Raw genomic sequence first — 24,802 nt, forward strand, 5'->3', positions numbered from 1 at the left:
AGAATGCGGCACCTATCTCGCGGGCCCAGCGGACAAACGATTGTTACATCCACCCCACCCGACACCGATATAAATATATGGTAACATGCGGCATAAATTTGTATCTCTGAGGGTACACATACTCAGATGGCATGGCCGAGCACGGCGAATTCAGGCCATCACCTAACAATCGTTTACGAGCAGGGGTGACTCGAGCACTGAAGCGTTTCACTCAGATCACTGACTCGAACCGGAGCGAGGATTGGGATCGGTCGCGTATGGAACGCTTTCTGAGCATACTACACCACCGAGCTACTCGATCAGCCGCACACAGAGTATCACAACGCAGAAACAGTGTGCGTTGGCAGACAGTCACACTCGCTACTGACAGAGCAGGTACCGAACAGTGAGCGATATTATTCGTTTGTTCCGACACTGATCACTTGCAAGAGTGAGTAGATCGGGACGCCCTCGATCTCTTCGATTCCCTGCTTGTCTGCAAGTACGACGCAGGCAAGCGGCTCGCCACCTTCGGCGCGAATCGCTTCGATCGTCTCTCGCATCGTTGTCCCGCTCGTGATGGTGTCGTCGACGACGTAGCACTCTCGGTTGCGGATTCCCGCAAAGTTCCGGGAAAAGGTCCCACCGAGATCCTCGATATCTCCTTCCTCCCACTGGTGTTTTGCAGGTGTGTACGTGCCGAGATCCGTCTCGAGTTCCCGTGCGACGAGCGTGGCGATCGGACCACCCGCTTTCTCGATCCCGATCGTCAGGTCGACATCCTCGCCGTGCTTTGCGAGTAGATCGGCCATTGCAGCAGCGATATGGCCCATCCGCTTGCTGTCGCGACCGATCGCGGCCCAGTCGACATGAATGTCCTGTGGACGGCTCCCGTTCTCGGCAGCGGCCGTTGGTTCCGCCGACGTGTCCGTCGTGTCTGCCTTCGCATCGGACTGCGTCGTCGCATCACTGCGCTCGACGAGCCAGCTTGCAGTTTCGCGGGAGACGTTCAGTTCGTCTGCAATTTCGCCCTTCGAGAGCCCGCGCGCTGCCAGTTCGGCAGCGCTCTCGATGAGGTCGTCAACGTTTTTCATACACCGTCCTTCGGACGCGGTTTTTATAGACGTGTCGTCCTTTCGAAAATGAGCCGTGACCGCGAGCAACGAGAGAGTCGACCAGCCACTGGTGTGACGAACTGGAAACAGATCGCCGCACACGACGGAAAACGATTATCCCACTGCCACTGTCAGTTGAGCACATGGAGCGATACGATCTCGTCTACCGGCTCTACGACGAGTACGAAACCACCACGTTACAGGAGTACCAGGAGTTCGTCGACATCTTCCCCGCAGTTGACTCACGAGTTGCACTCGAGCACTGGCAGGACGCGAACGACGAACTCGAGGCGCGCAAGAACGAGATCCGCAGTGACTTCGCAGCGGGCGAGACGGTTGCAGAGATTGCAGCACACACGACTCGTGATCAAGCGTTTACGGCGCTCGATCTGGAGACCAAGTACGGCCGCGCGGTAAACGTGCTTGTGCTCGATGTCGACGAGACGCTGCGCTCGGCCGGCGGCACGGACAACGAGATTCCCCGCGAGACGCTGCACGTCCTGACGGAGTTTCACGAAGCCGGCATCCCGATCGTCATCTGTACGGGCCAGACCCTGGAGAACGTCAAGGGCTTTGCGATCCAGGGGCTGGGCAGCGAAATCGTCCATTCGGGTGATCTCTCTATCGTTTACGAGGCGGGCACGGGCGTCTTTACGCCGGGGCACGGCGCTGACACGAAACAACTGCTGTACGAGGACCTGGACGACGAGATTCGGGACGTGTTCGACGACGTACGCTCGCGCGTCCTGCCCGACGCACCGCCAGACCTGCGGCGGGGCTGTCACCTGCAGGGCAACGAATTCAACGTGACGATGAAGCCGAACTACGAAACCGGCTCGACACGCGCCCGCGAGATCATCGACGAGGCGCTGGTCTACCTCCTCGAGTTGCTCGCGGAGTCAGTAGGGTCGGTGCTCGCGTTCGGCGACGGGGACGAAACAGCCGACGCCGAAAACGGCGACACCGAACTCGAGGGCGAATCGATCACCGACTGGACCCATACCTTCTACGCCAACCAGGACCCCGAGATTCGAGCCGTTCTGGAGAGCGAAGGCACGTATCCGGATCTCGACCCTGACGCCGTTCCCGGCGACCTCGAAGCCGTGCTCGACCGAATCGACGTGGCCTACTACGAGGCCGACGCCGCCGAAATCGGGAGCCTCGAACTCAACAAAGTCGTCGGCGTCGAGCGCGCGCTCGACGTGCTCGACGTAGCCGATCCGTTCGCACTCGTCATGGGCGATTCCAAGAGCGACCTGCGTGTCATGCGCTGGGCCGACGAGAACGACGCCGGCATCGCCGCCGCCCCGGAACACGCCTCACGAGATACCTTAGAGCACGTTCTCGAGACGGACGAACTCGTCTTCGACCGCGGCCGCAGCGTCGATGTGTTGCGAACCGTGTACGCACTCAATCAGCTCGCCCGACTCGAGTAGCCCTGGTAGTCGCCACTCAGACACCACTCACGCAGAGGGAGACTGCGCTGACCGAAGTCCCTATGCGCCCACCACCCCTTCCCAGTACTGTGACCGAGTACGACGCGATCGTCTACGATCTGGATGGCACGCTCGTCGACCTCGACGTCGATTGGAACGCCGTCGCTGCCGACGTACGGAGCGTCTACGCCGACGCGAACGTCGATCCGCCGAACGACGACCTCTGGGCGATGCTCGAGGGCGCGGACGACGCTGGCCTCGCCACCGCTGTCGAGGAGGCCATCGCTGCCCACGAACGCGACGGCGCATCGACCTCTCCCCGACTCCCACACGCTGACGAACTCGAAAACGGGACGCAAGCGATGCCGGTCGGCGTCTGCTCGCTCAACTGCGAGGCCGCCTGCCGACGGGCACTCGAGTCCCATGGGCTCGCGTCGGCGGTGGACGTGATCGTCGGCCGGGATACGGTCGAGACGCAGAAGCCGGATCCGGAGCCGTTGCTCGCCGCTGTCGATGAACTCGGTGTCGAACCGACAGACGCGGTTTTCATCGGCGATTCGGCGCGGGACGAACAGACGGCCAGACGGGCCGGTGTCGAGTTCGAGTACGTCGGCGATGGGCCGTCCGGTGTCTGAAGCGGTCTTTCGACTCTCTTCTCTCACTTCGATCCCATCACAAGACAGCACAAGACAGCACAAGACAGCGCAAGAAAGAGCAGCGTTAGCGTTGCGCTCGCTTCGCGTACAGAAACACCGAAACCGAGACGACCAGCCAGATAACCGCACCGACGCGGATCGCAAACTCGGCTCGCGACCCCCACGTCGGAAGCTCTGCGCTCGTCGAGAGGAGCGCGACGATCGGTGCCCCGATCAGGATCGTGAGAACGAACGTCATCTGCATCACCCACCCGTAATCGACGCCGTCGGGCGTGGTTGTTTCGACGGGGTCTGGCACGAGTGAAAATCCCAACCCAGTCCTCTTAAGCGTCGCGACTCGCCGCTCGCAGCGGCTGTATCCCGCCTCCGACTCGCACACTACTCGAGTCGAGTCGCGATGACGCGCCACAGCGCAGATGAAGAACGGTGCTGTTTACTATTCGAACACGAACACGAACGTACGCATGACCACCGTCCGGGACGTGACCGCCAAAGCGGGCGACGAACCGATCACGATGCTGACCGCCTACGACGCGCCGACCGCCGATATCGTCGACGACGCCGGTATCGACATCATCCTCGTCGGCGACAGCCTCGGCAACACGTCGCTCGGCCACGACACGACACTCCCCGTCACCGTCGACGACATGGCCCGCCACGTCGGCGCTGTCAGCCGCGCAACCGACGATGCCCTCGTCGTCGCCGACATGCCATTCCTCTCCTTCGGCGTCGACGAAGCTGCGAGCATCGAAAACGCCGGCCGGATGCTCAAAGAGGAGGGCGCTGATGCAGTCAAACTCGAGTGCGGTCCGCACACGGTCGACCTCACCGAGAAACTCGTTCAGCTTGGGATTCCGGTGATGGCCCACCTCGGGCTGACGCCACAGCACGTCAACCAGTATGGCGGCTACCCCCGGCAAGGGACGGATCAGGCGGCTGCAGCGCAGATTCTCGACCTCGCGCGCGAACACGAGGCGGCCGGCGCGTTCTCGCTGGTACTCGAGCACATTCCGTCGAACCTCGCTGCCGAGGTGACGGCCGAACTCGAGACGCCAACGATCGGGATCGGTGCCGGTCCCGAGTGTGACGGACAGGTGCTCGTCGTTGACGACGCGGTCGGGTTGAGCGAGTGGTCGCCGTCGTTCGCGAAGCAGTTCGGGTCGGTTCGCGAGGAGATGGAGTCGGCTGTCGGTGACTATATCGATGCGGTCGAATCGGGGTCGTTCCCGGCGGACGAGCACAGTCACGAGTCGGCGGATCTGGACGAGATTTACTGAGCGTTTCGCGTCAGTGCTCGTGCTCGTGGTCGGTTCGAATTCGGAGCGTGATGACAGCGAACTCGAAGTATCTTGCTGACGGGCGTGTCACTGTCGGGTAAACACACCTGCGGTGGCCGCCCCACCGAACGCAGCGAACGCGACCCCGATGATCATCGTGACAGGAAAGGCCGGATCCTCGGCCAGCGCGCTGAGTAGTGGATTCGACGGCATGCCGCTGAGAGCGCCGAGAACGAACAAGAGCAGACAGAATACTACGAAGCCAGTAACCGCACCGATGGCACCGAGAATCCCAACGGCCGACGGCGACTGGTCGAACTGAAAGCCGGTGAGGACGCCGGTGAATGTCGCTACGACCGGCGCGAGCAAAATTGCAGAGCCGATCGCATCGACCACGATGTGGAGGCTCTCGATTTCACTTTCCATCCCGAAGGTGCCACCGAATCCGACGACAATGTTGTATAGAACCGGTGGGACACCGAATCCGATCGCGACGACCGCAAACAGAAGCACGTTAAACGTGATGACCCGCCCGTTCTCCGCCCGAACGAACGTGTCTGCGAGGACATCACTGGGAAGGCGCGGGTTCCACTCGTCGCTCTCGTCACTCTCGCTGTCTGTTCTCCCGTCCGGGTCATCGCTCGGCGACTGATCGTCCATACGTTCAGTACAGACATGTCTCACAAAACTGTTGTTGATTGATGATACAACCAAAATTGATTACAATATGGCGCTAACAGACAGTATGTCGCGTATCGTGACGTCAGTCAGTACGATCTGCCTCTTTATCGGCGGCACACTGGCGCTTGCAATCGTCCTTGCCCTGGTCCTGCTCCCACAACCCACCCTTCCGCTGTCGTCTTGCACCGACGTTGGATACGTCGGCGGACCGCCGGGGGGCTTCGAGTACGAGGGGTACTCGTGGCTCTGGCTTGAGTACTCGCCCGACGGCGGCGTGAACCGGTGTGGGACACCGATCGTCTCGATCGCAGCCGGACTGCTCGTCGTCGGTGGTGTCCTCTTCGGCATCGATCGCCGAACGCAGTAGTTCGACCGCTGGACGCAATCGTTCGACCACCGACCGCAGCCTTCACTAATTCGAAAACTGCTTCGATACCACGCCATCCGACCCCGCGTACCGCGCTCTCCCACCTACTCCACAGTCGACGCGACGAACTCACTCACCGCCTCGTTGAACGCCGCCGGCTGCTCGAGCATCGCCATATGCGCCGCGTCCTCGAGTTCGACCGATCGAGCATCGTCGATCTCGTCCACCAGAAACTCGTGATACCGCGGCGGCGTCAGTTTGTCGTGCTCACCGTAGACGACCAGCGTCGGCACGTCGATCCCACCCAGTTCGTCGCGCACGTCGAACGTATGGCACGTCTCGAAATCCCGCTGCGTGACTGCTTGCCCGCACGCGTGCATCTGGTCACTCGAGTGCGTCGCCAACTCGCTCTCGGCGTCGTGAAAGAGGCGGTCGGAACCGTGGAGGAACTCGACGGCGCGCTCGAAGTCGTCTGCGAGCCAGTTGCGGAGGTCTTCGAGCACGCCGAGGCGGGCGCCGGTGCCGGTAAGGACGACGGCGTCCGGACGGTACTCGTCGCCGCGCTCGAGGAGGATGTGCATGACGACGGCACCGCCGAGTGAGTTTCCAACGAGGACGTCGGCGTCGGTTTCGGTCGCGACGGCGATGACGTCGTCGGCGTAGGCTGAGAGAGTCGTGTAGCCGGCGCTCGCGTCGATATCGTCGGAGTCGCCGTGGCCGCTCAGGTCGAGCGTGACGACGGGATACTGATCGGCGAGGCGGTGCTGGGATTTCCAGGCCTCCCGCGTGCCGCCGCTTCCGTGAACGAAACAGATTGTCGGCCCGTCCCCACCCCGGTCTGAAACCACGTAGGCCGTTTCCCGGCCCTGGTGTGATACCGTCTCCATAGCTGTTCGCACGACCGGCGCGGGTATAAAGTCTCAGCCGGTTGGCGATCGGTGGTCAGTAGTTGCGGATGGCGATCAGTGAGCAGTAGTTGCTGATGGCCATCAGTGAGCAGTAGTATCCGACGGTCACCGGTGGTCAATAGTTGCCGATGAGCAGTCGATAGTAACCGACAAGTCAACAACCTCGACATCAAGGGTCGGGGTATCCGCCTCGACCGCTGATGAACGGCGTGACCCAGAGGGAGCGCAGTTGGCTGACGAGTTGCCACCGGTAGCCGAGAGGTGGCTGTGAATGAAGCGGGTATCGTCTATGAATCGAGCGTTATCGCCTCGTCCGCCGCGTTCTGCAACGCATCCGAACGGCCGTGGGTGCCCGGCGCGATCGCGATCGTTTCGATTCCCTGCGCCGCCGCGTGTTCCAGAACGGGTTTGAAATCGGTGTCACGCGAGGCGATTGCGAGCGTGTCGATCGTCCGGTCGGTCGAGAGCGCAGTCGCGTCGACGGCCAGTTTCACGTCGACGTCGCCACTTGTGATGATGACCTCGAAGCCACGCGCCTCGGCGGCCTGAATGAGGCCAGGTGTCGCGTGTTCGTCGAGATAGAGTCGGATAACGCCGACGCGGCCGAGATCACTCGCAACGTCGCGGAGGTCGTCGAGATCGACGTCGAACTCGTCGCGAAAGACGTTCGGCCCGTCGACGAACAGCCCGATGGCTGGCTCGCGATGGGTGTCAGTATCGGGGGCAAGACGGGCACGAACGCGATCAAACATACTGCCCGGTAGCCACGGCCCCGAGAAAGATGTAGCGAAACCGACCGCGTTCTGGCCACTGTTCACGGACGAGCACCGGTATCGGTTGCGTTCGGGCCTGTACTCCCCCTCCCAGCAGCTGTCGACTCCACTGATCAGCACACCCGATGCCGTCGGGCGAAAACAGCAAGTCTGTTTCTCGCCCCCGATTCGAATATATAGCCCGCGACCTTCAGGTGTGCAGCATTTATATACAACATATGTTTCTAGAATCATAAATTGCTCGTAAGAAATGGAGAATAAATAATCTCGAGTTCGATAAAGCACTACTACTTTCACGAAAAGATGACTGTCATCGCATGCAACCAGAACGACGCGATGGACGAAGCCGCCGATCGGTGCTCAGAGGCGCCGGCATCCTCGGTGGAATACTCGGAGCCAGCGGCCTCGCAAGTGCAACGCCCGGCCGCGACCCAGGACCGAAACAGACGGAACTACTCCTCGGAATCGATCCTGCGCACGCGCGTAGTTCGACCGACGGCACCGAACGAACGGCGCGCGACGCCGTGCCGGCCGAGGCCACGGTCGTCCACTCGAACGAACAACTCGAGTACGTCGCCGTCGAGCTCCCGTCCGAACTCCCCGCGGAGGCGGTGGACCGAGTTCGCGAGGCACTCGAGTCGAACGACGCGATCGAGTACGTCGAGGAGAACGCGACGCTGCAGTCGTTGTACACGCCGAACGATCCGTACTACGACAGCCAGCACGCACCACAACAGGTCAACTGCGCGGAAGCCTGGGCTGAAACGCTCGGTGACGAAGACGTGACGATTGCGGTCGTCGACCAGGGTGTCGAGTACGATCACGAGAACCTTGTCGGAAACTTCGATGACCGTATCGGAGAGGTCTTCGTTGGCCGGGGAAGCGACCCCGAGCCGCTCTCGAGGGACGACACCCACGGGACACTCGTCGCCGGAATCGCTGCCGGCGAGACGGGGAACGGGACGGGACAGGCGGGAATCAGCAACTGTTCGCTGCTCGCTGCGCGGGCGCTCGACGAACAGGGCCGGGGCGCGCTCTCGGACATCGCTGATGCGATCCAGTGGGCGGCGGACGAGGGCGTCGACGTGATCAACCTCTCGCTGGGGAGTTCGAGCGGACTGTGGACGCTCGAAAACGCCTGTGCGTACGCCACCGAACAGGGATCGCTCGTCGTCGCGGCGGCCGGCAACAGCGGCGGCAGCGTCATGTATCCGGCTGCATACGACGATGTCCTCGCCGTCTCGGCGGTTACGTCGCGCGATCGACTCGCATCGTTCTCGAACCGGGGCTCCGAGATCGATCTCGCCGCACCCGGGCAAAACCTGGTCTCAACGACGCTCAACGACGGCTACGACCGGATGTCCGGAACGTCGGCAGCAGCCCCCGTCGTTGCCGGGGTCGCCGGACTCGTCCGATCTGTGTATCCGGGGCTCTCGAGTAGCGCGCTGCGCGAGCACCTGCGAGACACTGCCGCAGATATCGGCCTCAGTTCGGCAGCGCAGGGTGCGGGTCGTGTCGATGCTGGAAACGCGGTCACGACAGCGCCGGAGGGGTACGATGGGCCGGATGAACGGGGCGACGACGAGGATTCGGGGAACGACGAAGACAGTGAGGACGGGGAAACCCACCTGCTCTCGTTCGTCACCGAACCCGACGCCCGATTCGCCGGCTACGAGTTCACTGCCACCGGTCCGGTCGAGTTCACGACGGCTCCCGGGCAGACACCCTCCGGTGGGACCATCGAGGGTGGCACCTACAGCGCGGAGGATTACATCGAGGAAGACGACGGCACCTGGCACGCCGGCGGCGTCACCGGCGGCGGACAGGGCGACGCCTTCAGCGTCGAGGGCGCGATCACCTCGATCGAGATCGGCCAACCCGACGTCATGTGGGTCGAACTCGACGGCGAGCGACTGTCTCCCGAGGAGGTTATCGAGGAGACGGCGGGTGACGGTGGCGACGATGGGACGGAAGACGGCGCTGACGAGGATGACAGTGACGACGAAACTGAGGACGACGAGAACGAAAACGACGAACCAACGTGTGGCGACGAAACCAATACCGCTCGTGTCGAGGGTGACCTCGACGGCAGCGGCTGGTGGCCCGACACCGCACGCTGGCGATACACACCGCAGACGGCGACCCCGTGTGAACTAACGCTGGCGCTCGACGGCCCGTCTGGCTCCGACGTTGGACTCTACATCACGCGTGACGGGCGACGGCCAACCCAGTGGGATGCCGACGAGTCTGCAACCACCACCGGTGACAGCCAGTCGCTCACGACTGCACTCGAGTCCGATGACGAGATTCGTATCCTCGTCACCGCAACGGGTGGGAGTGGGACGTACACACTCGAGTTGACAGAGCACGGCTACTGACGCGCGCCGCTCGCTGGGTGGAGTCAGTACCGGGGAGGGAGTGGAGACAGCGGCCGAGGCGGAAGGCTGCCACACAGTCTGTGGCACAAAATCACTCGCTGTTGCGCCAATATCGCCTTCGATTTCCACTCGGACACAACGTGTCTGAACCAGGGCGGAATATTCTTCGTCAGTTGCAAACTGTGTGCGTGTTTACCAACCACAAAGAACGTATCAGTAGAAACCTGTTGTCGACGGTTATTTCTTAGAGATATTAGATCGTAGAAGTGTAATAGAAGCCTAGATTTACACGTATAAATTCTATTCTGTTTCATAACATTTTAATAGAAAGTCAGTATTTTCTACGTCGTATCATGACACGTGATACCAATAGAAATGTCGGGCGGCGATCAGTACTGAAAGCGGCAAGCGCACTGGGGGCTTTCCTGGGACTTGGGGGAGTTGCCAGCGCAACACCGGGACGCGAGCCCGGCCCCAAAAAGGACGAGATCATCGTCGGCGTCTCCGAGCGCGCAGCAAGTACGGAGGCGACGGTCGAATCGAAGATTCCGGCGAACGCGGACATCGTCCACACGAACGAGACACTCGGCTACGTTGCGGTCAAGTTCCCGAGCAACGCTGCCGAACAGGCACGCGAGAATTTCAAACGGAACGTCCTCGAGGAAGACGACATCGAGTACGCCGAGGACAACGCGACCTACGAAACCCTGGAAGTCCCGAACGACCCGATGTATGGCCAGCAGTACGCGCCACAGCAGGTCAACTGTGAGGGAGCCTGGGCGGAGACCTACGGCGATGGTGACGTGACGATTTCGGTCATCGACCAGGGGATCCAGTACGACCACGAGAACCTCGCGGAGAACATGGACGGCAGCGTCTCGAACTACGGGTACGACTTCGTCGACAACGACGGCGACCCGTATCCGGTCAGTGCCGGTGAGAATCACGGGACACACGTCGGCGGCATCGCCGCTGGCGGCACGAACAACGGCACCGGCCACGCCGGCATCAGCAACTGTTCGATGCTTTCAGCACGCGCGCTCGGCGACGGTGGCGGTGGGTCACTTTCAGACATCGCCGACGCAATCCAGTGGTCTGCAGACCAGGATGCAGACATCATCAACATGTCCCTCGGTGGCGGTGGCTACAGTCAGACGCTCGACAACGCCTGTCAGTACGCCGAAGACCAGGGAACGCTGCTCATTGCCGCAGCAGGAAACGACTACGGTGGCAGCGTCTCCTACCCGGCAGCCTACGACAGCGTCATGGCCGTCTCCTCGCTCGACGAGGGCGAAACCCTCTCGTCGTTCTCGAACGTCGGTCCGGAGATCGAACTCGCCGCACCCGGTGGGAACGTTCTCTCGACGGTCAACTGGGACGACTACGACGCACTTTCGGGTACCTCGATGGCATCACCGGTCGCCGCCGGTGTCGCCGGCCTCGCACTGTCGGCCCATCCCGGTCTCTCGAACGACGAACTGCGGAGTCACCTGCAAAACACTGCGGTCGACATCGGGCTCTCCTCCGAAGAACAGGGATACGGCCGGGTGGACGCCGAATTAGCCGTCACCACGGATCCCGACGACGACGATGATGACGATGACGACGACGATGACGATCCAGGTGACGGAGAATGTGGTGACGAGACGAACACCGCAAGTGCCGATGGCTACCTCAGCGGCGGCTGGGGCGGCAACCCGAGTGACACCTACAGCTACGAGCTGTCGACTGACAACCCGTGTCACGCAACCGTCACGCTCGATGGCCCATCGTCAGGTGCGACGTTCGACCTCTACCTGACGCTCGACGGCCGTACCCCATCGACGTGGGACTACGACCGCCGCTCGTACAACTGGGGCGCAGACGAGGAGATCCAGGTCGACTTAGACGGTTCCGAGGAACTCGGTATCCTCGTCGACCGCTACGACGGCAGCGGCTCCTACACGCTCACCATCGAAGAGCTCGGCTCCTAACCGAGTCCCAACCGGGACTTCCCACAGTCGCCCACGTTCCACTCGAGTGCCGGCCACTGACACCACGGCATCGGCATACCAGCACGCACCGGTACGCACCAGCACACACCAGCAGTCAGACATCGTTCATAGCGGTAACAGCGCGGAAGCCCACGGCTTTAGCCGTGGGAGGAAGCGCGTAAACTCCGCAAGCCAATCCACCGACCACAGCATTGCCGATTTTCAACGCTATACAAAAATATTAATAAAGAATAACTATTACTGTGGCGTACATGGCGTGGGAGGTAACTCGAACGGTTCGTGTCCGTCTTGACGTGCCCGACGACCGCAAGAGCGACCTCCACGCCACCAACGACAAATTCCAGTACTGCGCGAACCGCACCGCAGACTGGGCGTGGCGCTATCCCGAACAAGACTGCGTAACCAGCAAGAGCGAAGCCGAAGCCGCCATCTACGACGACCTCCGCGAGGAAACAGACGGTCTGCACGCGAATCTCGTCCAGAAAGCTATCAAACGCGCCACCGACGACATTGACAACTGCGTTGACCGACTTGCAGACGGGGAGAACACCAGCAAGCCTCACTATGACACGTTCAGTATCGTCTACGACAAGCGGGCAGCGACCTACTACCGCGACAAAGTAAGTCTCGCCACCGTCAACGGCAGAGTCGAATGCAGATACGACCTCCCCGGCGACCCAGACGGGACACCACACGGCGAGTACTTGCTGAACGACGACTATTCCTTTTCGACCAGCACCGTTCACTACGACAGCGAAGCCGACGAGTTCTACCTGCACGCAGTGATGAAACGGGAACTCGACGTTGCCCGTCCTGAGAAAGCCGAGCATTCGAAAGTGCTTGGCGTGGACTGTAACGTTGATGACCACATTGGCGTGACCTCTACGGGCAGGTTCGTCGGCAACGCTGACTATCTCAACCATCAACGCCGCGAGTTCGAAAAACGACGTGCCAGTCTCCAACAGACGGGCACACGGAGTGCCCACTTGACATTCCAACGGATCGGTGAGAGGTTCGGTCGGTAGAGCGAAGACAACCTTCATCGGTGTTCCAAAGAGATCCTCGCGGAAGCCAAGTGCCACGGCTGTACGCATATCGCCTTCGAGGACCTAGAGCAGATTCGAGAGCGTATCAGCGACGACAAGAAATTTCAGCAGTGGGCGTTCCGCGAACTGCAAGAACAGACCGAACACAAGGCGGAACTGGCTGGCATCGTGGTCGAAACAGTCGAACCGTCCTATACCAGCCAGCAATGCTCGAAGTGTGGGTGTACGCTCGGAGAAAGCCGCGACGGGCAACACTTCGCCTGCTTAGACTGTTCGTATACGGCGAACGCGGATTACAACGCAGCGAAGAACGTGGCTCGAAAACTGACGTTGAAACTCCAGCGAGGGCAGAAGTCCCCCGCTGGAGGGGCGTTCTGTCAGTACGCCCTGAAGTCGGGAACAATGACCGTAAACGCTACTGACGTGGCGTCCGACGCCTACGTGTCGGCAGAACGGGAGTCCACCGACAAGCCAACGGCTGAAGCCGTTGATAGCTGACAAAAGACCTTACTATCCCCGGCGTGTCCTGCCGAGTATGCCGCTTCAGACGCCGCCTTTGCGTGGGATTCACGACGAACGTGGTGCCAAATTTACGGAGTTTGGCGGCTGGGATATGCCGGTCGAGTTCGACTCGATTCAGACGGAACACGAGGCCGTTCGGGAGGACGTTGGAATCTTCGACGTCTCGCACATGGGGCAGATTCACGTTACCGGCCCGGATGCGACGACGCTGATGCAACGGCTGACGTCCAACGACGTTACCCGACTCGACGTTGGCGACTCCCAGTACGCGACGATCACGGATGAAGATGGACAGATCATCGACGACACGGTTGTCTACCGTCTCCCGGACGAGGACGGCGAGGCGACCTATCTGTTCGTCCCGAACGCTGGCACCGACGAAGCGACCCACGAACGGTGGATCAGCTACCGCAACGAGTTCGACCTCGAGGCGACCGTCGACAATCAGACCGACGAGTACGCGATGTTCGCCATCCAGGGGCCGAACGCACCCGCGCTCGTCGACGATGTCACCGAGGAGTCGGTCACCGATGTCGACCGGTTTACGGCGACGACGGCAACCGTCGACGGCGTCGAGTGCTGGACCGCACGCACCGGATACACCGGCGAAGACGGTTTCGAACTGATCGTACCCGCCGGCGAGGCCGAGAACATCTGGGCACAGTTCGACTGCCAACCCTGCGGTCTCGGCGCGAGAGACACGCTCCGAATCGAAGCCGGCCTGCTGCTCGCCGGCCAGGACTTCGACCTCGAATCAAATCCACGGACACCGTATGAGGCCGGCATCGGCTTCACCGTCGCACTCGACACCGAGTTCGTCGGCCGCGATGCACTCGAGTCGGCTCGCGAGGACGGCTTCGACGAGGAACTCGTCGGCTTCCAGCTGATCGACCGCGGCATTCCGCGCCACGGCTACGACATCACGAACACGGACGGCCGCGTCGTCGGCACCGTCACCAGCGGAACGATGAGTCCGACGCTCGACCAGCCGATCGGACTCGGCTACGTCCCGAGTGAGTACGCAGAGCCGGGAACGACCCTGCAAGTCGTCGTCCGCGGCCAGTCGAAAAAGGCAAGAGTTGAAACGACGCCGTTCATCGATACGGTATAAGTTCCGGCTGCACGCAGACGAAGATAGCGACCCACGGACGAGAGACGAACCATTTCGCACACCCCACACCCCACACACACCAGACCCAGACACCACACATGAGCTTCGACATTCCCGACGACCGACGATATCTCGAATCGCACGAATGGGCACTCGAAACCGACGACGGCACTGTTCGCGTCGGCATCAGCGACTTTGCACAGGACGAACTCGGCGACGTCGTCTTCGTCGAACTCCCCGACGACGGTGACGACCTCCAGCAAGAAACCGAGTTCGGCGTCATCGAGTCCATCAAGGCAGTTTCGGACCTCTACGCCCCCGTCGGCGGCGAGGTCGTCGCCGTCAACGACGACCTGTTCAACGCACCGGAACTCGTCAACGACGACCCGTTCGGCGACGGCTGGATGCTCGAGATCGATCCCGCCGATACGGACGAACTCGAGACCCTGCTCTCGGCCGACGAGTACGAAGCCCAGGTTGCCTAATCGCGGACCCACAGCGACCAGGAGGCAGCTGTCCGTTCCCTGCCCACATAGTCTGCTGTATCAGTATCAGTACCAGCACCAACAACCGCAACCACAACCGCATCCACACCCGCACCCCGCCCACCACCGATCCCAGCCGATGACTCGAGTACAACGGCGAGACAACTCACGCCGGAGTCACTGACCGATGACGCCGACGATCACCGGGCTCGACCTGGTCGCGCTCGTGCTTCTCGGCCACATCTGGGCTGTTTTCGTTGCACTGGCGGTACACGCCGAGACCGCTGATCCGGACCCGGAGTCCGGTGCTCGTTGGGCGGGTCGGCGCTTTGCTCTCGGAACGCGACAGTACGCAGGAGCACTCTTGCTCGCGACAGTCGTCGTCTGGCTCCCGTTCGCCGTCGGTGACTATCCGTTCTGGCCGGCAACAGCAGACTCGGGAACCGTTCGTGGCGCGTTCTTCGCAACTGTTCTTGGCGGAATCGCCATCGGTGGTGGCGTCTACCTCCTCGCCGGCGGAATCGTCGCCGCAGTGACCAGTTACCGGCTCCGACGGGAGGGACCGACAGCTATCGGTGCCGTCGACGACGGACTCGTCAGCGTGTCGGGGACAGTGGTTCCGGCTACGTCTCGTGAGTCGGGCGGCGGCGCTCACACTACCGCCACCCCGCTCTCCGCACCACTGACAGGGACTCAGGCGGTCTGGTACCGGCTTACAGCAACGGATACTGGTGCTGACATTGATTCTAACATTGATTCTGACACTGACACTGACACAGCCACATCACCGTCGCCCAGTTCACGCCTCAGCAACTCGATCACGACTCGGCTCGGCATCGGTACCCGGAACAAAACACATCGCCTCGAGTGCGACCACGTCCCGTTCACCCTCGAAGACGACACCGGACAGATTCGAATTGACCCCGCCCACGCGGCAGTTGCACTCGAGTCGACCACGACACAGGTGCGGGCATCGGAGACACCGCCGGACCGACTCGCGGCGTGGCTGCGCGACGCGCGGTACGCCGACGATGTCGATCAGGATCGGACGTATTACGAGACGGTACTCGAGCCGGATGCCGAGGTGACGATCGTGGGTATTGCGCGGCCGCAGGCGGCCGATTTGGATACCACTGTGGCTGGCGATGTGGCTACCGATGGCGTTGGCATCGCCGCACGGAACCCATCGACCGAACTATTCATCGAGAACGGCCCCGAACAGACGGCGCTCGCACGGGCATGGTTCCGCGGAACGGCCGCTCGCGGGGTACTCTGGGGTCTGGTAGCGATCGCTGCCGGCAGCGCAGTGCTGTGGTGGATGACACTCACCTGGTGAGCGATGAGGTCGATCCGTCACTCCGAGTGCTGCTCAGCAACGCCATCGTCGTCGACCGGGGTCGACCGATTGAACGCGATCAACACCCCACCGGAGACGACAACCATGCCGACCGCCCAGAGTAGCCAGACTCTCGGCTCATCGAGGACGTATACGAGTGCGAGCGTTGCCAGGTAGAACACCGCCAGTGCGGCTGTCCACTGTTCTGTTCGATCCATAGCGAGCTTACTCGAGTCCGACCAGTTCGTCGAGGAGGTCCTCGAGTGGTGTCGTGGTTACGGCGAGCGAGTAGCCGTCGATGCGTGCGAGGTCGGCGGCGTGGGGCCAGAGATCGCCTTCGTCGATACCGTGGAGGATGACGGCGTTTGGCGTCGGGTTGAGTACGCGCAAGGCAACGGCGGTCGCTTCGCCGCGGGTGACGCCCGTAAAGACGAGGACGCGGTTGGTGCTCTGGCCGTAGAGACGGAAGAATTCCTCGCTGGAGAGTCTGGTTATCGCTTCGATGCTGTCGATGACGGTGTGGCCGCTGATTCGATCCGTGCCACCGGAGGCGACCTCCGTCGCGCCGACGTTGGTATAGAGTTCCGAGAGACGAACCGAACTCGCGTACTCGCGCAGGTCGAGGACGACGTCACTGTCGAAGCCGGCGGAGAGTACCCGGCCGTACTGTCGGATGCGATCGCCGCCGCGGCGCTCGTCGATCGTGAGGAGTCCCTCGACGAGCCGGCCGACGACGCCGATGCCGGGGCTCTCACGGCGGCCGCTCTCGTAGTCGGAGATCACCGACGAAGAGACGTCGAGTTCGGCCGCGAGATCAGTCTGAGAAATGTCGAAGTCGGTCCGCCACTTGCGCAGCGTCGCTCCGGGGTCGTCACTCAGCGTTATTTCGCCGGCGATCTTCTCTGCGAGTTCGCGTTTCGGCCCGCGTCCGCCCATAGTCGTCGGTCGGATGGGGTCCCCAAGTAGCTACCGGAGCGCGTCGAATTCGATCGACGGCTGCGGAAAATACGGTCGGTGCGCGTGCCGGCGTTCGATTACGCGTTGTTCATTCGCTTGCTCTCACGGTTACCACAGCGCTGGCACTCGCGAACGCGGTACGGTTCACGCGAGTACCGCGCGTTAGCGCCTTCGCCGCCTTCAGTAACGAGCTGCACAGAAACTTCGTGTAAGGTGTCAACTTCACAGACTTCACAGGGTTCAGTCATCCCGTTTGACACACCATCAGTCGTTGCCATACTCGTCACTCTCACCAACATATGATATATCCCGATCAGCGGATTCGAACGCAGAGAAGGGGTATATATAGGTATCTTCAGGAATTGAGAATAGCGGCAAGAGTATACTGTTCTACGCTGACATTACCGCGGTCCGTGTCAGTACTAGCCAATACGTTTCGGCCAATAAAAATATAACGGATGGAGAAAGTCGGCCTGACTGGGAAAGCCTTTTGCTGTGACTCGCGCAACGGGTTAGACATGAATGAGGAGTCCTCCATCGAGGAAATTCTCGATACGATCGGGGACGAGCATGCGCGGACCATTCTCGCCTCGATCAGTCGTGAGCCGGGCTCGGCAAAGGAGCTCGCAGAGCGACTCGAGCTCTCACAGCCGACGATATATCGTCGCCTCGACGTCCTCAAAGAGAACGAACTGATCAATGACCGGACGCTCGTCGCCGACGACGGGAATCACTACAAGGAGTACACGTGCAACTTCAATAGCACCGTCATCTCGCTGGAAGACGACGAGTACGACGTTCGAATCTTCCGTGAGGAGAACCTCCCTGACCGATTCACGCGACTGTGGGACGAACTCGGAGTCCAGTAGTGATCGCTGGACGCGTGATGATGATGGCAGTGGCGACGATACCTCGATACCGGTGCGAGTACAGCTCCGAAATCGACTCAGCCAACGGAGAGACGACTCCTCTCAGTGCGATTCGGTCGACGAATACGGACACAGACACGGATACGGATACGGACACAAATACAGACACGAATACGGAACCAACGCGCCTGCCAAAACCGCTACAACCCCTCCCTCCAACACTCTTTCACTTAGGTGATCTCCACTAATGCTCGACGCACTCGCAGAGGGGGTCCTCATGCTGATGCAACTGACCGTCTTTGCACTGGCACTCGGCCTCACCCTCATCAGCTTTCAATCGTACACGAAGAGTCAGTCGAAACGACTCGAGTCGGCGTTCATCGGCTTCGCCTTCCTCAGTATGGGCGTTGCCCTGACGACGATCACGTCACAGCTCCCATCGGCCGCAACGGCGTTCTACATCGTCGAAACGATTCCGTTCATCGTCGGCTTCGGCATGCTGTACGTCTCGCTGTACCGGTAGCCAAACACCGCCAGATTACTCCGACTCGAACGCTGGTTCTACCGTCTCGACACGCGACTCGACCCACGAGGCCGCCGCAGCAACCGACTCCGCGGTCGTCCCGGTGATCCGAATCCGCCCCGGTCGCTGCTCGCTGCGCGGATAGCTCCCCACACTGACATCGAACTCGTTCGTAACGGACTCGAGTACGTCGTGCAGCGAGCCCTCGGGAGCGGGGGTGTAGATCGTCCGCGCGACGGCTTCGCCGGAGAACTCGTCGGCGACGGTGTCGAACATTGCGCGCATTTCGTCGGGAATACCGGCAAAGACGTAGACGCCGTCGACGACGCAGCCGGGAGCCCAGCCCTCGTCGACGACGATGGGGGTTGCACCCTCGGGGAGTGAGGCGGCGACCTCGAGGTCGAGTTGGAGGTCGTAGTCGGCGACCAGCTCCGGGTTTTCCTCCCGGAATGCGGCGGCTTTCTCGCGCAGTCGGTCGTAAATCTCCTCGAAGACGACGAATTCGCGGTCGAGGCCGTCGGCAACAGCAGGAACAGTCACGTCGTCAGGCGTACCGCCGATGCCGCCGGTGACGATGATCGCGTCGAACTCGGGGTCGTCGTGCCAGCGAGCGACGGTGCTCGCGATGAGCTCGCGTTCGTCGGGCACCGTCAGGATGCGCCTGACGGTCGCACCGCGCTCGCTGAGCCGTGCGGCGAGCCAGGAGGCGTTGGTGTTGGTCGTCTGCCCGGCGAGGAGTTCGTCGCCGACGGTGAGGAGTGCGACGTTCATATCGACGGTTCGGGCTCGACTCAGTTAGCGTCCGCGGCTTGGCTTGCGTGCGCGGTCGTCACTGGGACCCGGATCACTGCTTGCTCCGCCGTTATTAGTCGGCTCCGACCGTGCACGTAGTCGTTCGATCCGTGCGCCGAACAATGGGTTTGGAGAGAACCACTCCCGTCCCGGATCGGTATCGTGAGCGAACCCACCCGTTTCAACAGCGTGCTCGATGGCATCCGCGAGGACGGCAGCGCCGACTTCGTCGGCGGCCCGCCTGTCGGCGTCGAACCGCAGCCGTCTGGTTCCGCTCCATCCGAGCAGGACGATACCGAGTGCGAGGACCGTACCGACAGCAGCCGCGCCGAGGAAGAACGCGAGAAGGAAGCCTACAGCTGCACCGAGAAGTGGCAGCATCACGACCAGCGTACTGTAACAGCGCTTTTGCTCACGCCGCGCGACGACCAGTGCTGTGAGCGCAGCGTCGTCGAGCGACTCGAGTGCCGCCCGCGAGACGAACAGCACTCGATACTGCGGCGGCCCGGCGAGACGACTGGTCAGGAACTGCATCTCGGAGTCGACGACACGAACGCGGACGGAGCGTGGTGTGAGCGCCGCGGACTCGAGTATGTCTGCGAGCCGATTTCGTTCAGCGTCGGTTGGCTGGCGGACAGGGGACAACAGCGAAATGAGAATCGGCGCAGTGAGCCAGCAGAGGAGACCGATGACCGGCACGAGTGCGAGTATAGCGAGTGGGCCGCCCTGTAGGACCGGTCGAACGACGGTGGGGAAGCCGAACGCGAGAACGATGATCGTCGTTAGAGCGCGAGCGTACCGCCGGCAAACACATGTCGGGTCAGCAGGGTGGAACAGGTCGGGTGTCGCTCGAAGGGTACCGGCGACGGACGCCGTTCCGACGGCTCCACCAGCGAGTCCGACCAGTAGCACTGCGAAGCCATCGGAAATGAGTCGGGGAACCGTAGCGTGTCCGAAATCGAAGTTGAACCAGAGAACAAAGGCAATAGCGGCTGCGAGGCCTGTTGCGATCACGTTCAATCTGCGTGTTGCCGTTTCTCCACTGAGCCGAGATGCGACGTGGCCGTACAGAACGCCGATGCCACCGGCAACGATTGTGGCGAGAGCGACGGTGACGGCAAGTGAGAGCCAGCCACCGACGGTGATTTCCAGCGACATAGCTGGCGTTTAGGGAGCGGATATAAACGAGTTGCTCTTCTGATGGGTACTGTTGTTTATCCGGGGAACGCTTTTCCTTTCGCCCACAGTATCTCGACTGTGGCCGACGTAGCTCTGGACGACCGCGGCCGTCTCACGCTCCCAAAGGAGATTCGAGAACGGTACGGCGACCGCTACCACATCGTGCAGCTTCACGACGGAATCAAGCTTGTGCCAGTCGCCGAGGACCCACTCGAGGCGCTCCGGGACGAATTCGATGATGTCGAGAAATCGGCTGACGAACTTCGTGACGACGCACGAGATCTAGCCCTCGACGAGGCCGGCCGATAGATGTACGCGGAGACCGATTTTCTGCTGGCGCTCATCAAGGACGAGGACTGGCTCGGTGATGCCGCTGAGACAGTGTATCGAGAGCATCGGGACGAACTGTGGACCTCACAGTTCACGCTCATCGAACTCCTGATGGTCACCTACCGGGAGGACCGAGACACCGAACGCGTCGTTTCGAACGCCGCCAACCTCGTCGAGGTACGCGGTGACGTGGAGACGGTCGTTACGGCGGCGACGTACGTCGAAGACCACGGGTTCACGCCGTTCGATGCGCTCCACCTCGTCGAATCGAGCGGTGAGACGATCGTCTCGACTGACGACACGTACGCAGACGTAGCTCCCCGACTTGACCTGAAGACGGTCGCCGAGGAGTGATGCTCCGCAATCCCTAAACGCGACTCGGTCCAATAGCCAGCAATGAGCGACTGGACCGAAACGTACCGTCCGACGACGCTGTCGGAGGTACGCGGGAACAACAAGGCCCGTGACAAACTCAAGGAGTGGGCCGAGACCTGGGACGACCACCGGGACGCGGTGATCGTCCACGGGAGCCCCGGCGTCGGGAAGACCTCGGCCGCCCACGCGCTGGCGAACGATCTGGGGTGGCCCGTGATGGAACTCAACGCCAGCGACAGCCGCGGGGCCGACGTCATCGAGCGCGTCGCCGGCGAGGCCGCAAAGAGCGGGACACTCACCGGCGGCGAGTCGGGCCGACGGCTGGTCATTCTGGATGAAGCGGACAACTTCCACGGCAACGCCGACTACGGCGGCTCGCGTGAGGTCACTCGCGTCGTCAAGAGCGCCAACCAGCCGATGGTGCTCGTGGCCAACGAGTTCTACGACATGAGCCAGAGCCTCCGCAGCGCCTGCGAGACGATCGAGTTCCGCGACGTTTCGAAGCGCTCGATCGTTCCCGTCCTGCGGGATATCTGTCGGCGCGAGGATATCGAGTTCGAGGACGAAGCCCTGCAGAAGATTGCCGAGGACACGAGCGGAGACCTCCGATCCGCGGTCAACGACCTTCAGGCAGTCGCCGAGGAGGCTGAACGACTAACCGTCGACGACGTGGTGACTGGCGACCGTGACACCACGGAAGGCATCTTCGACTTCCTTGACACGCTCATCAAGGAAGAAGACGCCGAAGGAGCACTCAAAGCGTCCTACGACGTCGACGAGAATCCGGACGAGATGCTAAACTGGATCGAGGACAACGTCCCCAAGGACTACCAGGGCGCGGAACTGGCAGACGCCTACGAGTTCCTCGCAAACGCCGACCGCTGGCTGGGCCGGGTTCGCTCGACGCAGAACTACTCGTTCTGGCGCTACGCCTCGGACAACATGACTGCCGGCGTCGCCGCCTCCCGCCGCGAGCCCAAAGGCGGCTGGACCAGGTACGGCCCGCCGAGCTACTGGCGCAAACTCGGCAGCAGCAAGGGCACACGCAAGACACGCGACGCAATCGCCGAACGGATCGCCGAGCGCGAGGGGACGAGTGTCGGGACGGCCCGCCGGGAAATCATGCCCTTCCTCTCGGCGATGACCCACCACTGCAAGAACAGAGAGTTGACCGTGCGGATGGCCGCGACGTACGACCTCGACGAGAAGGAAGTCTCGTTCGTAACGGGCAGCGGAAAGAGCACCAACAAGGTCCAGTCGATCGTCGAGGACGCCGAAGAGCTGATTACCGAGCAGACGGTCGAACACTCCGGTTCCGCGTTCTTCAACGCGTCCGATTCCGAGACTGATCCAGAAGCGGAGACGGACGCGAAAGCGGATTCACCGGCCGGTGACGAGGCGTCCCAGGCAGCCAGCGATGGCCAGGGACAGGGTCAGGAAACGCTCGTCTCTGCGGGAGAGGACGGGAACAGTTCGTCTAGCGATGAACCGGCCGACGAACCCGCTGAAACAGGTGCCCCGGACGAGACTGACGACGATCAATCCGGCCTGAACGACTTTTTCTGACCAAGTGCATCCGATTTGGCCGTCGACAGTGTCTACATCCGATTACGAGTCCAATTCTCCAGAGATGTAGAAAGACCTATACGTTCCGCGTAAACACGTCGTCGTAATCGCGGTTCGGTCCAGTGGTCGCCGCCCTGAGTACCGGTCCACACGAGTTAGCACATGAACGACGGAACCGACTTCACAACGGGTGACAGCGATACCAACAGCCACACACCAGACACCAGTGACGCAGGCGACAGTGAAAACGACACCGAGACCAAGACCAGAACTGAACCAAATCGCCGGAAAGCCCTCCTGTTACTCCTCGTCGGTGTCGGCATCATCTGGCTCGGCTACTCCGACTACACTACCCAGGAGGAGCGCCTCGAGAACGCAGTCGAGGTCGACGCCGAAATCGTCGAGACGGACGTCGACCGACGAAGTTCAAGCAGCGGCAGTAGCGGCTCCACGTACTACCCCGTCGTCGAATTCGAATACAGCTACGAGGAGTCGACGTACACCAGTTCGAATCTCCACGCGAGTGACTCTCGCAGCGGGCACTCGAGTCGGTCGGCAGCCCAGTCGATCACCGACGAGTACCCGGAAGGTGAGCAAGTGACGGCATATCTCGATCCGAGCGAGCCCGAGGCGGCGTTTCTCGAGACGGAGCAGTCGAACGCCCCCTTCCTCTGGATGGTGTTGGGTGCGTTCTTCGTGCTGGTCGGGGGTGGAATGGTCGTGAAGGGACAGTTAGCGACGCGGGGAAGCGAGGAGAATGAGCAGGCGGAGTGGCAGTAGCGCCACAGGGGGTCCGAGTCTCACGTAGAACAGACGCTGAGCGGAAGCGAGACCAAGGCCAGCCAACACATCGAACGGCCGCTACAATACACCGAGTTCAGAGCCGACCGTCCGGAACGCCTCCAGACACGTGATAATGTCGTCGCGGTCGTGTGTCGCGATGGGTGCGACACGAAGCCGACTCTCGCCCTCAGGTACCGCTGGCGGCCGAATCGGTGGGACGACGATCTCGCGGGCGCGAAGCCCGTCCGCGAACGCGAGCGCATCTCGCTGGTCGCCGACGACAACCGGGAGAATCTGAGACTCACCCGGGATCGAGAATCCCATCGTCTCGAGTCCGTCTCGGAGATGCGCGACGTTCTCCCAGAGCTGTTCGCGCGCCTCGCTGTGACGTGCAAGATGGAGCGCCTCGCTCGCGGCCGCGGCTGCCGTCGGCGCGAGTCCCGTCGAGAAGGCGAACGAGCGGGCCTCGTTGAGCAGACTCTCGATGAGCGCGTCGCTGCCGGCGACGTAGCCGCCTTGGCTCGCCAGCGCCTTCGAGAGGGTACCCATCTGGATGTGAACCCGGTCCTCGAGTCCCTCCGCCTGCACGACGCCGCCGCCGTCCACGTAGAGCCCCGTCGCGTGGGCCTCGTCGACCATCACCCACGCGCCGAACTCCTCGGCGAGGTCACAGAGTGCCGAGAGCGGGGCGACGGTACCGTCGACGCTAAAGACCGTGTCGGTCACGATGAGCCAGGACTCGTCCTCGCCGTCCGCGTCCGTTCCCGTGCTGGCGTCGGCTGCGGCACGGGACTCGAGTGCATCACGCAGACTCGCCGGATCGCAGTGGTCGTAGACGACGGTCTCACAGTCGGCGAGTCGGCAGCCGTCGATGAGGCTCGCGTGGTTGCGTTCGTCGGAGAAGATGACGTCCGGCTCGAGTGCGGTGATCGTGCCGACGTTCGCGGCGTAGCCGGAGGAGAACGCGAGCGCGCGCTCGGTGCCCTTGGTTTCGGCGAGCAGGCGCTCCAGATCGTGGTGGACCATGGTGTCGCCGGTGATAATGCGGCTCGCACCGGCACCAGTACCGACGGTGGCGGCGGCCTGTCGCGCGGCGTCTTGCACCTGCTGGTCGTCTGTCAGCCCGAGATAGTTGTTCGAGGAGAAAACGAGCGCCTCGTCGGCGTCGAGTACCGGCAGGTCGCCGCCGGCGGCGTCTGCGAAGTACCCACGCTCGGCGACCCGATCGACGGGAGAGAGCGTCCGTTTTTGCGCGCGTTCCTCGAGTGTCCCCAGTCGGCCCTCGAGGTCGAACCCGCGGTCGCAGTCTTCCATTCGCCTGAAGGGAGTCCGTGGCGTGGTTTTACTCTCACGGTTCCGTTTTC

Annotated in this window: 26 protein-coding genes and 1 pseudogene; 16 read left to right on the top strand and 11 right to left on the bottom strand. The window is 61.8% G+C overall.

Annotation, left to right across the window (positions count from 1 at the left end; translation table 11 throughout):
• Nucleotides 1-395: 395 nt before the first annotated feature.
• Nucleotides 396-1,073: a transcriptional regulator GfcR gene (gfcR, locus tag C483_RS03455; protein ID WP_006651963.1), complete on the bottom strand. Its 678-nt coding sequence runs from the start codon at nucleotides 1,071-1,073 to the stop codon at nucleotides 396-398.
• A 164-nt stretch (nucleotides 1,074-1,237) separates the two neighbouring features.
• Here gfcR and C483_RS03460 point away from each other — a divergent pair, with 164 nt between their 5' ends.
• Nucleotides 1,238-2,530, top strand: coding sequence for an HAD family hydrolase (locus tag C483_RS03460; RefSeq protein WP_006651964.1), 1,293 nt, complete (start codon nucleotides 1,238-1,240; stop codon nucleotides 2,528-2,530).
• A 62-nt stretch (nucleotides 2,531-2,592) separates the two neighbouring features.
• On the top strand, nucleotides 2,593-3,165 hold the full coding sequence (locus C483_RS03465) for an HAD family hydrolase (RefSeq protein WP_083860387.1): 573 nt from the start codon (nucleotides 2,593-2,595) through the stop codon (nucleotides 3,163-3,165).
• 85 nt (nucleotides 3,166-3,250) lie between these two features.
• Here the strand turns inward: C483_RS03465 and C483_RS03470 are convergent, their stop codons facing one another.
• Nucleotides 3,251-3,484: a DUF5822 domain-containing protein gene (locus C483_RS03470; RefSeq protein ID WP_006651966.1), complete on the bottom strand. Its 234-nt coding sequence runs from the start codon at nucleotides 3,482-3,484 to the stop codon at nucleotides 3,251-3,253.
• A 166-nt stretch (nucleotides 3,485-3,650) separates the two neighbouring features.
• Between C483_RS03470 and panB the strand changes: the two genes are divergently transcribed.
• Nucleotides 3,651-4,463, top strand: coding sequence for a 3-methyl-2-oxobutanoate hydroxymethyltransferase (panB, locus tag C483_RS03475; protein ID WP_006651967.1), 813 nt, complete (start codon nucleotides 3,651-3,653; stop codon nucleotides 4,461-4,463).
• Nucleotides 4,464-4,550: 87 nt separating this feature from the next.
• Here panB and C483_RS03480 read toward each other — a convergent pair whose 3' ends face one another.
• Nucleotides 4,551-5,123 carry a hypothetical protein gene (locus C483_RS03480; RefSeq protein WP_006651968.1) on the bottom strand — a complete coding sequence of 191 codons (573 nt, stop codon included), beginning with the start codon at nucleotides 5,121-5,123 and terminating at the stop codon, nucleotides 4,551-4,553.
• An 85-nt stretch (nucleotides 5,124-5,208) separates the two neighbouring features.
• Between C483_RS03480 and C483_RS03485 the strand changes: the two genes are divergently transcribed.
• Complete coding sequence (locus C483_RS03485) at nucleotides 5,209-5,511, top strand: hypothetical protein (RefSeq protein ID WP_049912407.1); 303 nt, start codon at nucleotides 5,209-5,211, stop codon at nucleotides 5,509-5,511.
• A 104-nt stretch (nucleotides 5,512-5,615) separates the two neighbouring features.
• Here the strand turns inward: C483_RS03485 and C483_RS03490 are convergent, their stop codons facing one another.
• Complete coding sequence (locus C483_RS03490) at nucleotides 5,616-6,398, bottom strand: alpha/beta fold hydrolase (protein ID WP_006651970.1); 783 nt, start codon at nucleotides 6,396-6,398, stop codon at nucleotides 5,616-5,618.
• A 308-nt stretch (nucleotides 6,399-6,706) separates the two neighbouring features.
• Nucleotides 6,707-7,171: an NYN domain-containing protein gene (locus C483_RS03495; RefSeq protein ID WP_006651971.1), complete on the bottom strand. Its 465-nt coding sequence runs from the start codon at nucleotides 7,169-7,171 to the stop codon at nucleotides 6,707-6,709.
• 338 nt (nucleotides 7,172-7,509) lie between these two features.
• Here C483_RS03495 and C483_RS03500 point away from each other — a divergent pair, with 338 nt between their 5' ends.
• The 6 genes and pseudogenes from C483_RS03500 (at nucleotide 7,510) to C483_RS03525 (ending at nucleotide 16,064) form a co-directional block, all read left to right on the top strand.
• Complete coding sequence (locus tag C483_RS03500; protein WP_006651972.1) at nucleotides 7,510-9,570, top strand: S8 family serine peptidase; 2,061 nt, start codon at nucleotides 7,510-7,512, stop codon at nucleotides 9,568-9,570.
• Between the two features lie 353 nt (nucleotides 9,571-9,923).
• Entirely contained in the window at nucleotides 9,924-11,543 is a 1,620-nt protein-coding gene (locus C483_RS03505; protein WP_006651973.1) for a S8 family serine peptidase, read from the top strand.
• 272 nt (nucleotides 11,544-11,815) lie between these two features.
• Nucleotides 11,816-13,108 (top strand): annotated as a pseudogene (locus tag C483_RS21215) (RNA-guided endonuclease InsQ/TnpB family protein).
• A 37-nt stretch (nucleotides 13,109-13,145) separates the two neighbouring features.
• A complete protein-coding gene (gene gcvT, locus C483_RS03515) occupies nucleotides 13,146-14,243 on the top strand; it encodes a glycine cleavage system aminomethyltransferase GcvT (RefSeq protein WP_006651976.1) in 1,098 nt (365 codons plus the stop codon).
• Between the two features lie 98 nt (nucleotides 14,244-14,341).
• Nucleotides 14,342-14,728: a glycine cleavage system protein GcvH gene (gcvH, locus tag C483_RS03520; RefSeq protein WP_006651977.1), complete on the top strand. Its 387-nt coding sequence runs from the start codon at nucleotides 14,342-14,344 to the stop codon at nucleotides 14,726-14,728.
• Nucleotides 14,729-14,915: 187 nt separating this feature from the next.
• Nucleotides 14,916-16,064 carry a GIDE domain-containing protein gene (locus C483_RS03525; RefSeq protein WP_006651978.1) on the top strand — a complete coding sequence of 383 codons (1,149 nt, stop codon included), beginning with the start codon at nucleotides 14,916-14,918 and terminating at the stop codon, nucleotides 16,062-16,064.
• A 17-nt stretch (nucleotides 16,065-16,081) separates the two neighbouring features.
• Here the strand turns inward: C483_RS03525 and C483_RS03530 are convergent, their stop codons facing one another.
• The 3 genes from C483_RS03530 to C483_RS03540 all read right to left on the bottom strand — a co-directional run bounded on the left by C483_RS03530 (nucleotide 16,082) and on the right by C483_RS03540 (nucleotide 17,299).
• Nucleotides 16,082-16,282, bottom strand: a complete 201-nt coding sequence (locus tag C483_RS03530; protein WP_006651979.1) for a hypothetical protein — start codon at nucleotides 16,280-16,282, stop codon at nucleotides 16,082-16,084.
• Nucleotides 16,283-16,289: 7 nt separating this feature from the next.
• A complete protein-coding gene (locus C483_RS03535; protein WP_006651980.1) occupies nucleotides 16,290-17,000 on the bottom strand; it encodes a helix-turn-helix domain-containing protein in 711 nt (236 codons plus the stop codon).
• A 98-nt stretch (nucleotides 17,001-17,098) separates the two neighbouring features.
• Nucleotides 17,099-17,299, bottom strand: coding sequence for a DUF7835 family putative zinc beta-ribbon protein (locus C483_RS03540; RefSeq protein WP_006651981.1), 201 nt, complete (start codon nucleotides 17,297-17,299; stop codon nucleotides 17,099-17,101).
• A gap of 240 nt (nucleotides 17,300-17,539) precedes the next feature.
• Here C483_RS03540 and C483_RS03545 point away from each other — a divergent pair, with 240 nt between their 5' ends.
• Complete coding sequence (locus tag C483_RS03545) at nucleotides 17,540-17,890, top strand: ArsR/SmtB family transcription factor (RefSeq protein WP_006651982.1); 351 nt, start codon at nucleotides 17,540-17,542, stop codon at nucleotides 17,888-17,890.
• Nucleotides 17,891-18,137: 247 nt separating this feature from the next.
• On the top strand, nucleotides 18,138-18,413 hold the full coding sequence (locus C483_RS03550) for a DUF7521 family protein (protein ID WP_004216484.1): 276 nt from the start codon (nucleotides 18,138-18,140) through the stop codon (nucleotides 18,411-18,413).
• A gap of 15 nt (nucleotides 18,414-18,428) precedes the next feature.
• Here C483_RS03550 and C483_RS03555 read toward each other — a convergent pair whose 3' ends face one another.
• Nucleotides 18,429-19,184, bottom strand: a complete 756-nt coding sequence (locus C483_RS03555; protein WP_006651983.1) for a competence/damage-inducible protein A — start codon at nucleotides 19,182-19,184, stop codon at nucleotides 18,429-18,431.
• Nucleotides 19,185-19,208: 24 nt separating this feature from the next.
• Nucleotides 19,209-20,363 (bottom strand): hypothetical protein, encoded by a 1,155-nt coding sequence (locus C483_RS20745; protein WP_006651984.1) that lies wholly within the window; start codon nucleotides 20,361-20,363, stop codon nucleotides 19,209-19,211.
• A 99-nt stretch (nucleotides 20,364-20,462) separates the two neighbouring features.
• Here C483_RS20745 and C483_RS03565 point away from each other — a divergent pair, with 99 nt between their 5' ends.
• The 4 genes from C483_RS03565 (at nucleotide 20,463) to C483_RS03580 (ending at nucleotide 23,435) form a co-directional block, all read left to right on the top strand.
• On the top strand, nucleotides 20,463-20,693 hold the full coding sequence (locus tag C483_RS03565; protein ID WP_006651985.1) for an AbrB/MazE/SpoVT family DNA-binding domain-containing protein: 231 nt from the start codon (nucleotides 20,463-20,465) through the stop codon (nucleotides 20,691-20,693).
• Nucleotides 20,694-21,068 (top strand): PIN domain-containing protein, encoded by a 375-nt coding sequence (locus tag C483_RS03570; protein WP_006651986.1) that lies wholly within the window; start codon nucleotides 20,694-20,696, stop codon nucleotides 21,066-21,068.
• Nucleotides 21,069-21,110: 42 nt separating this feature from the next.
• Nucleotides 21,111-22,655: a replication factor C large subunit gene (locus C483_RS03575; RefSeq protein ID WP_006651987.1), complete on the top strand. Its 1,545-nt coding sequence runs from the start codon at nucleotides 21,111-21,113 to the stop codon at nucleotides 22,653-22,655.
• A gap of 162 nt (nucleotides 22,656-22,817) precedes the next feature.
• Nucleotides 22,818-23,435 (top strand): DUF3592 domain-containing protein, encoded by a 618-nt coding sequence (locus C483_RS03580; RefSeq protein ID WP_006651988.1) that lies wholly within the window; start codon nucleotides 22,818-22,820, stop codon nucleotides 23,433-23,435.
• Nucleotides 23,436-23,516: 81 nt separating this feature from the next.
• On the opposite strand, the gene C483_RS03585 is transcribed toward C483_RS03580, so the two are convergent.
• Nucleotides 23,517-24,752 carry an aminotransferase class I/II-fold pyridoxal phosphate-dependent enzyme gene (locus tag C483_RS03585; RefSeq protein ID WP_006651989.1) on the bottom strand — a complete coding sequence of 412 codons (1,236 nt, stop codon included), beginning with the start codon at nucleotides 24,750-24,752 and terminating at the stop codon, nucleotides 23,517-23,519.
• Nucleotides 24,753-24,802 lie beyond the last annotated feature (50 nt).

The organism is Natrialba hulunbeirensis JCM 10989 (assembly GCF_000337575.1).
Taxonomy (GTDB): domain Archaea; phylum Halobacteriota; class Halobacteria; order Halobacteriales; family Natrialbaceae; genus Natrialba; species Natrialba hulunbeirensis.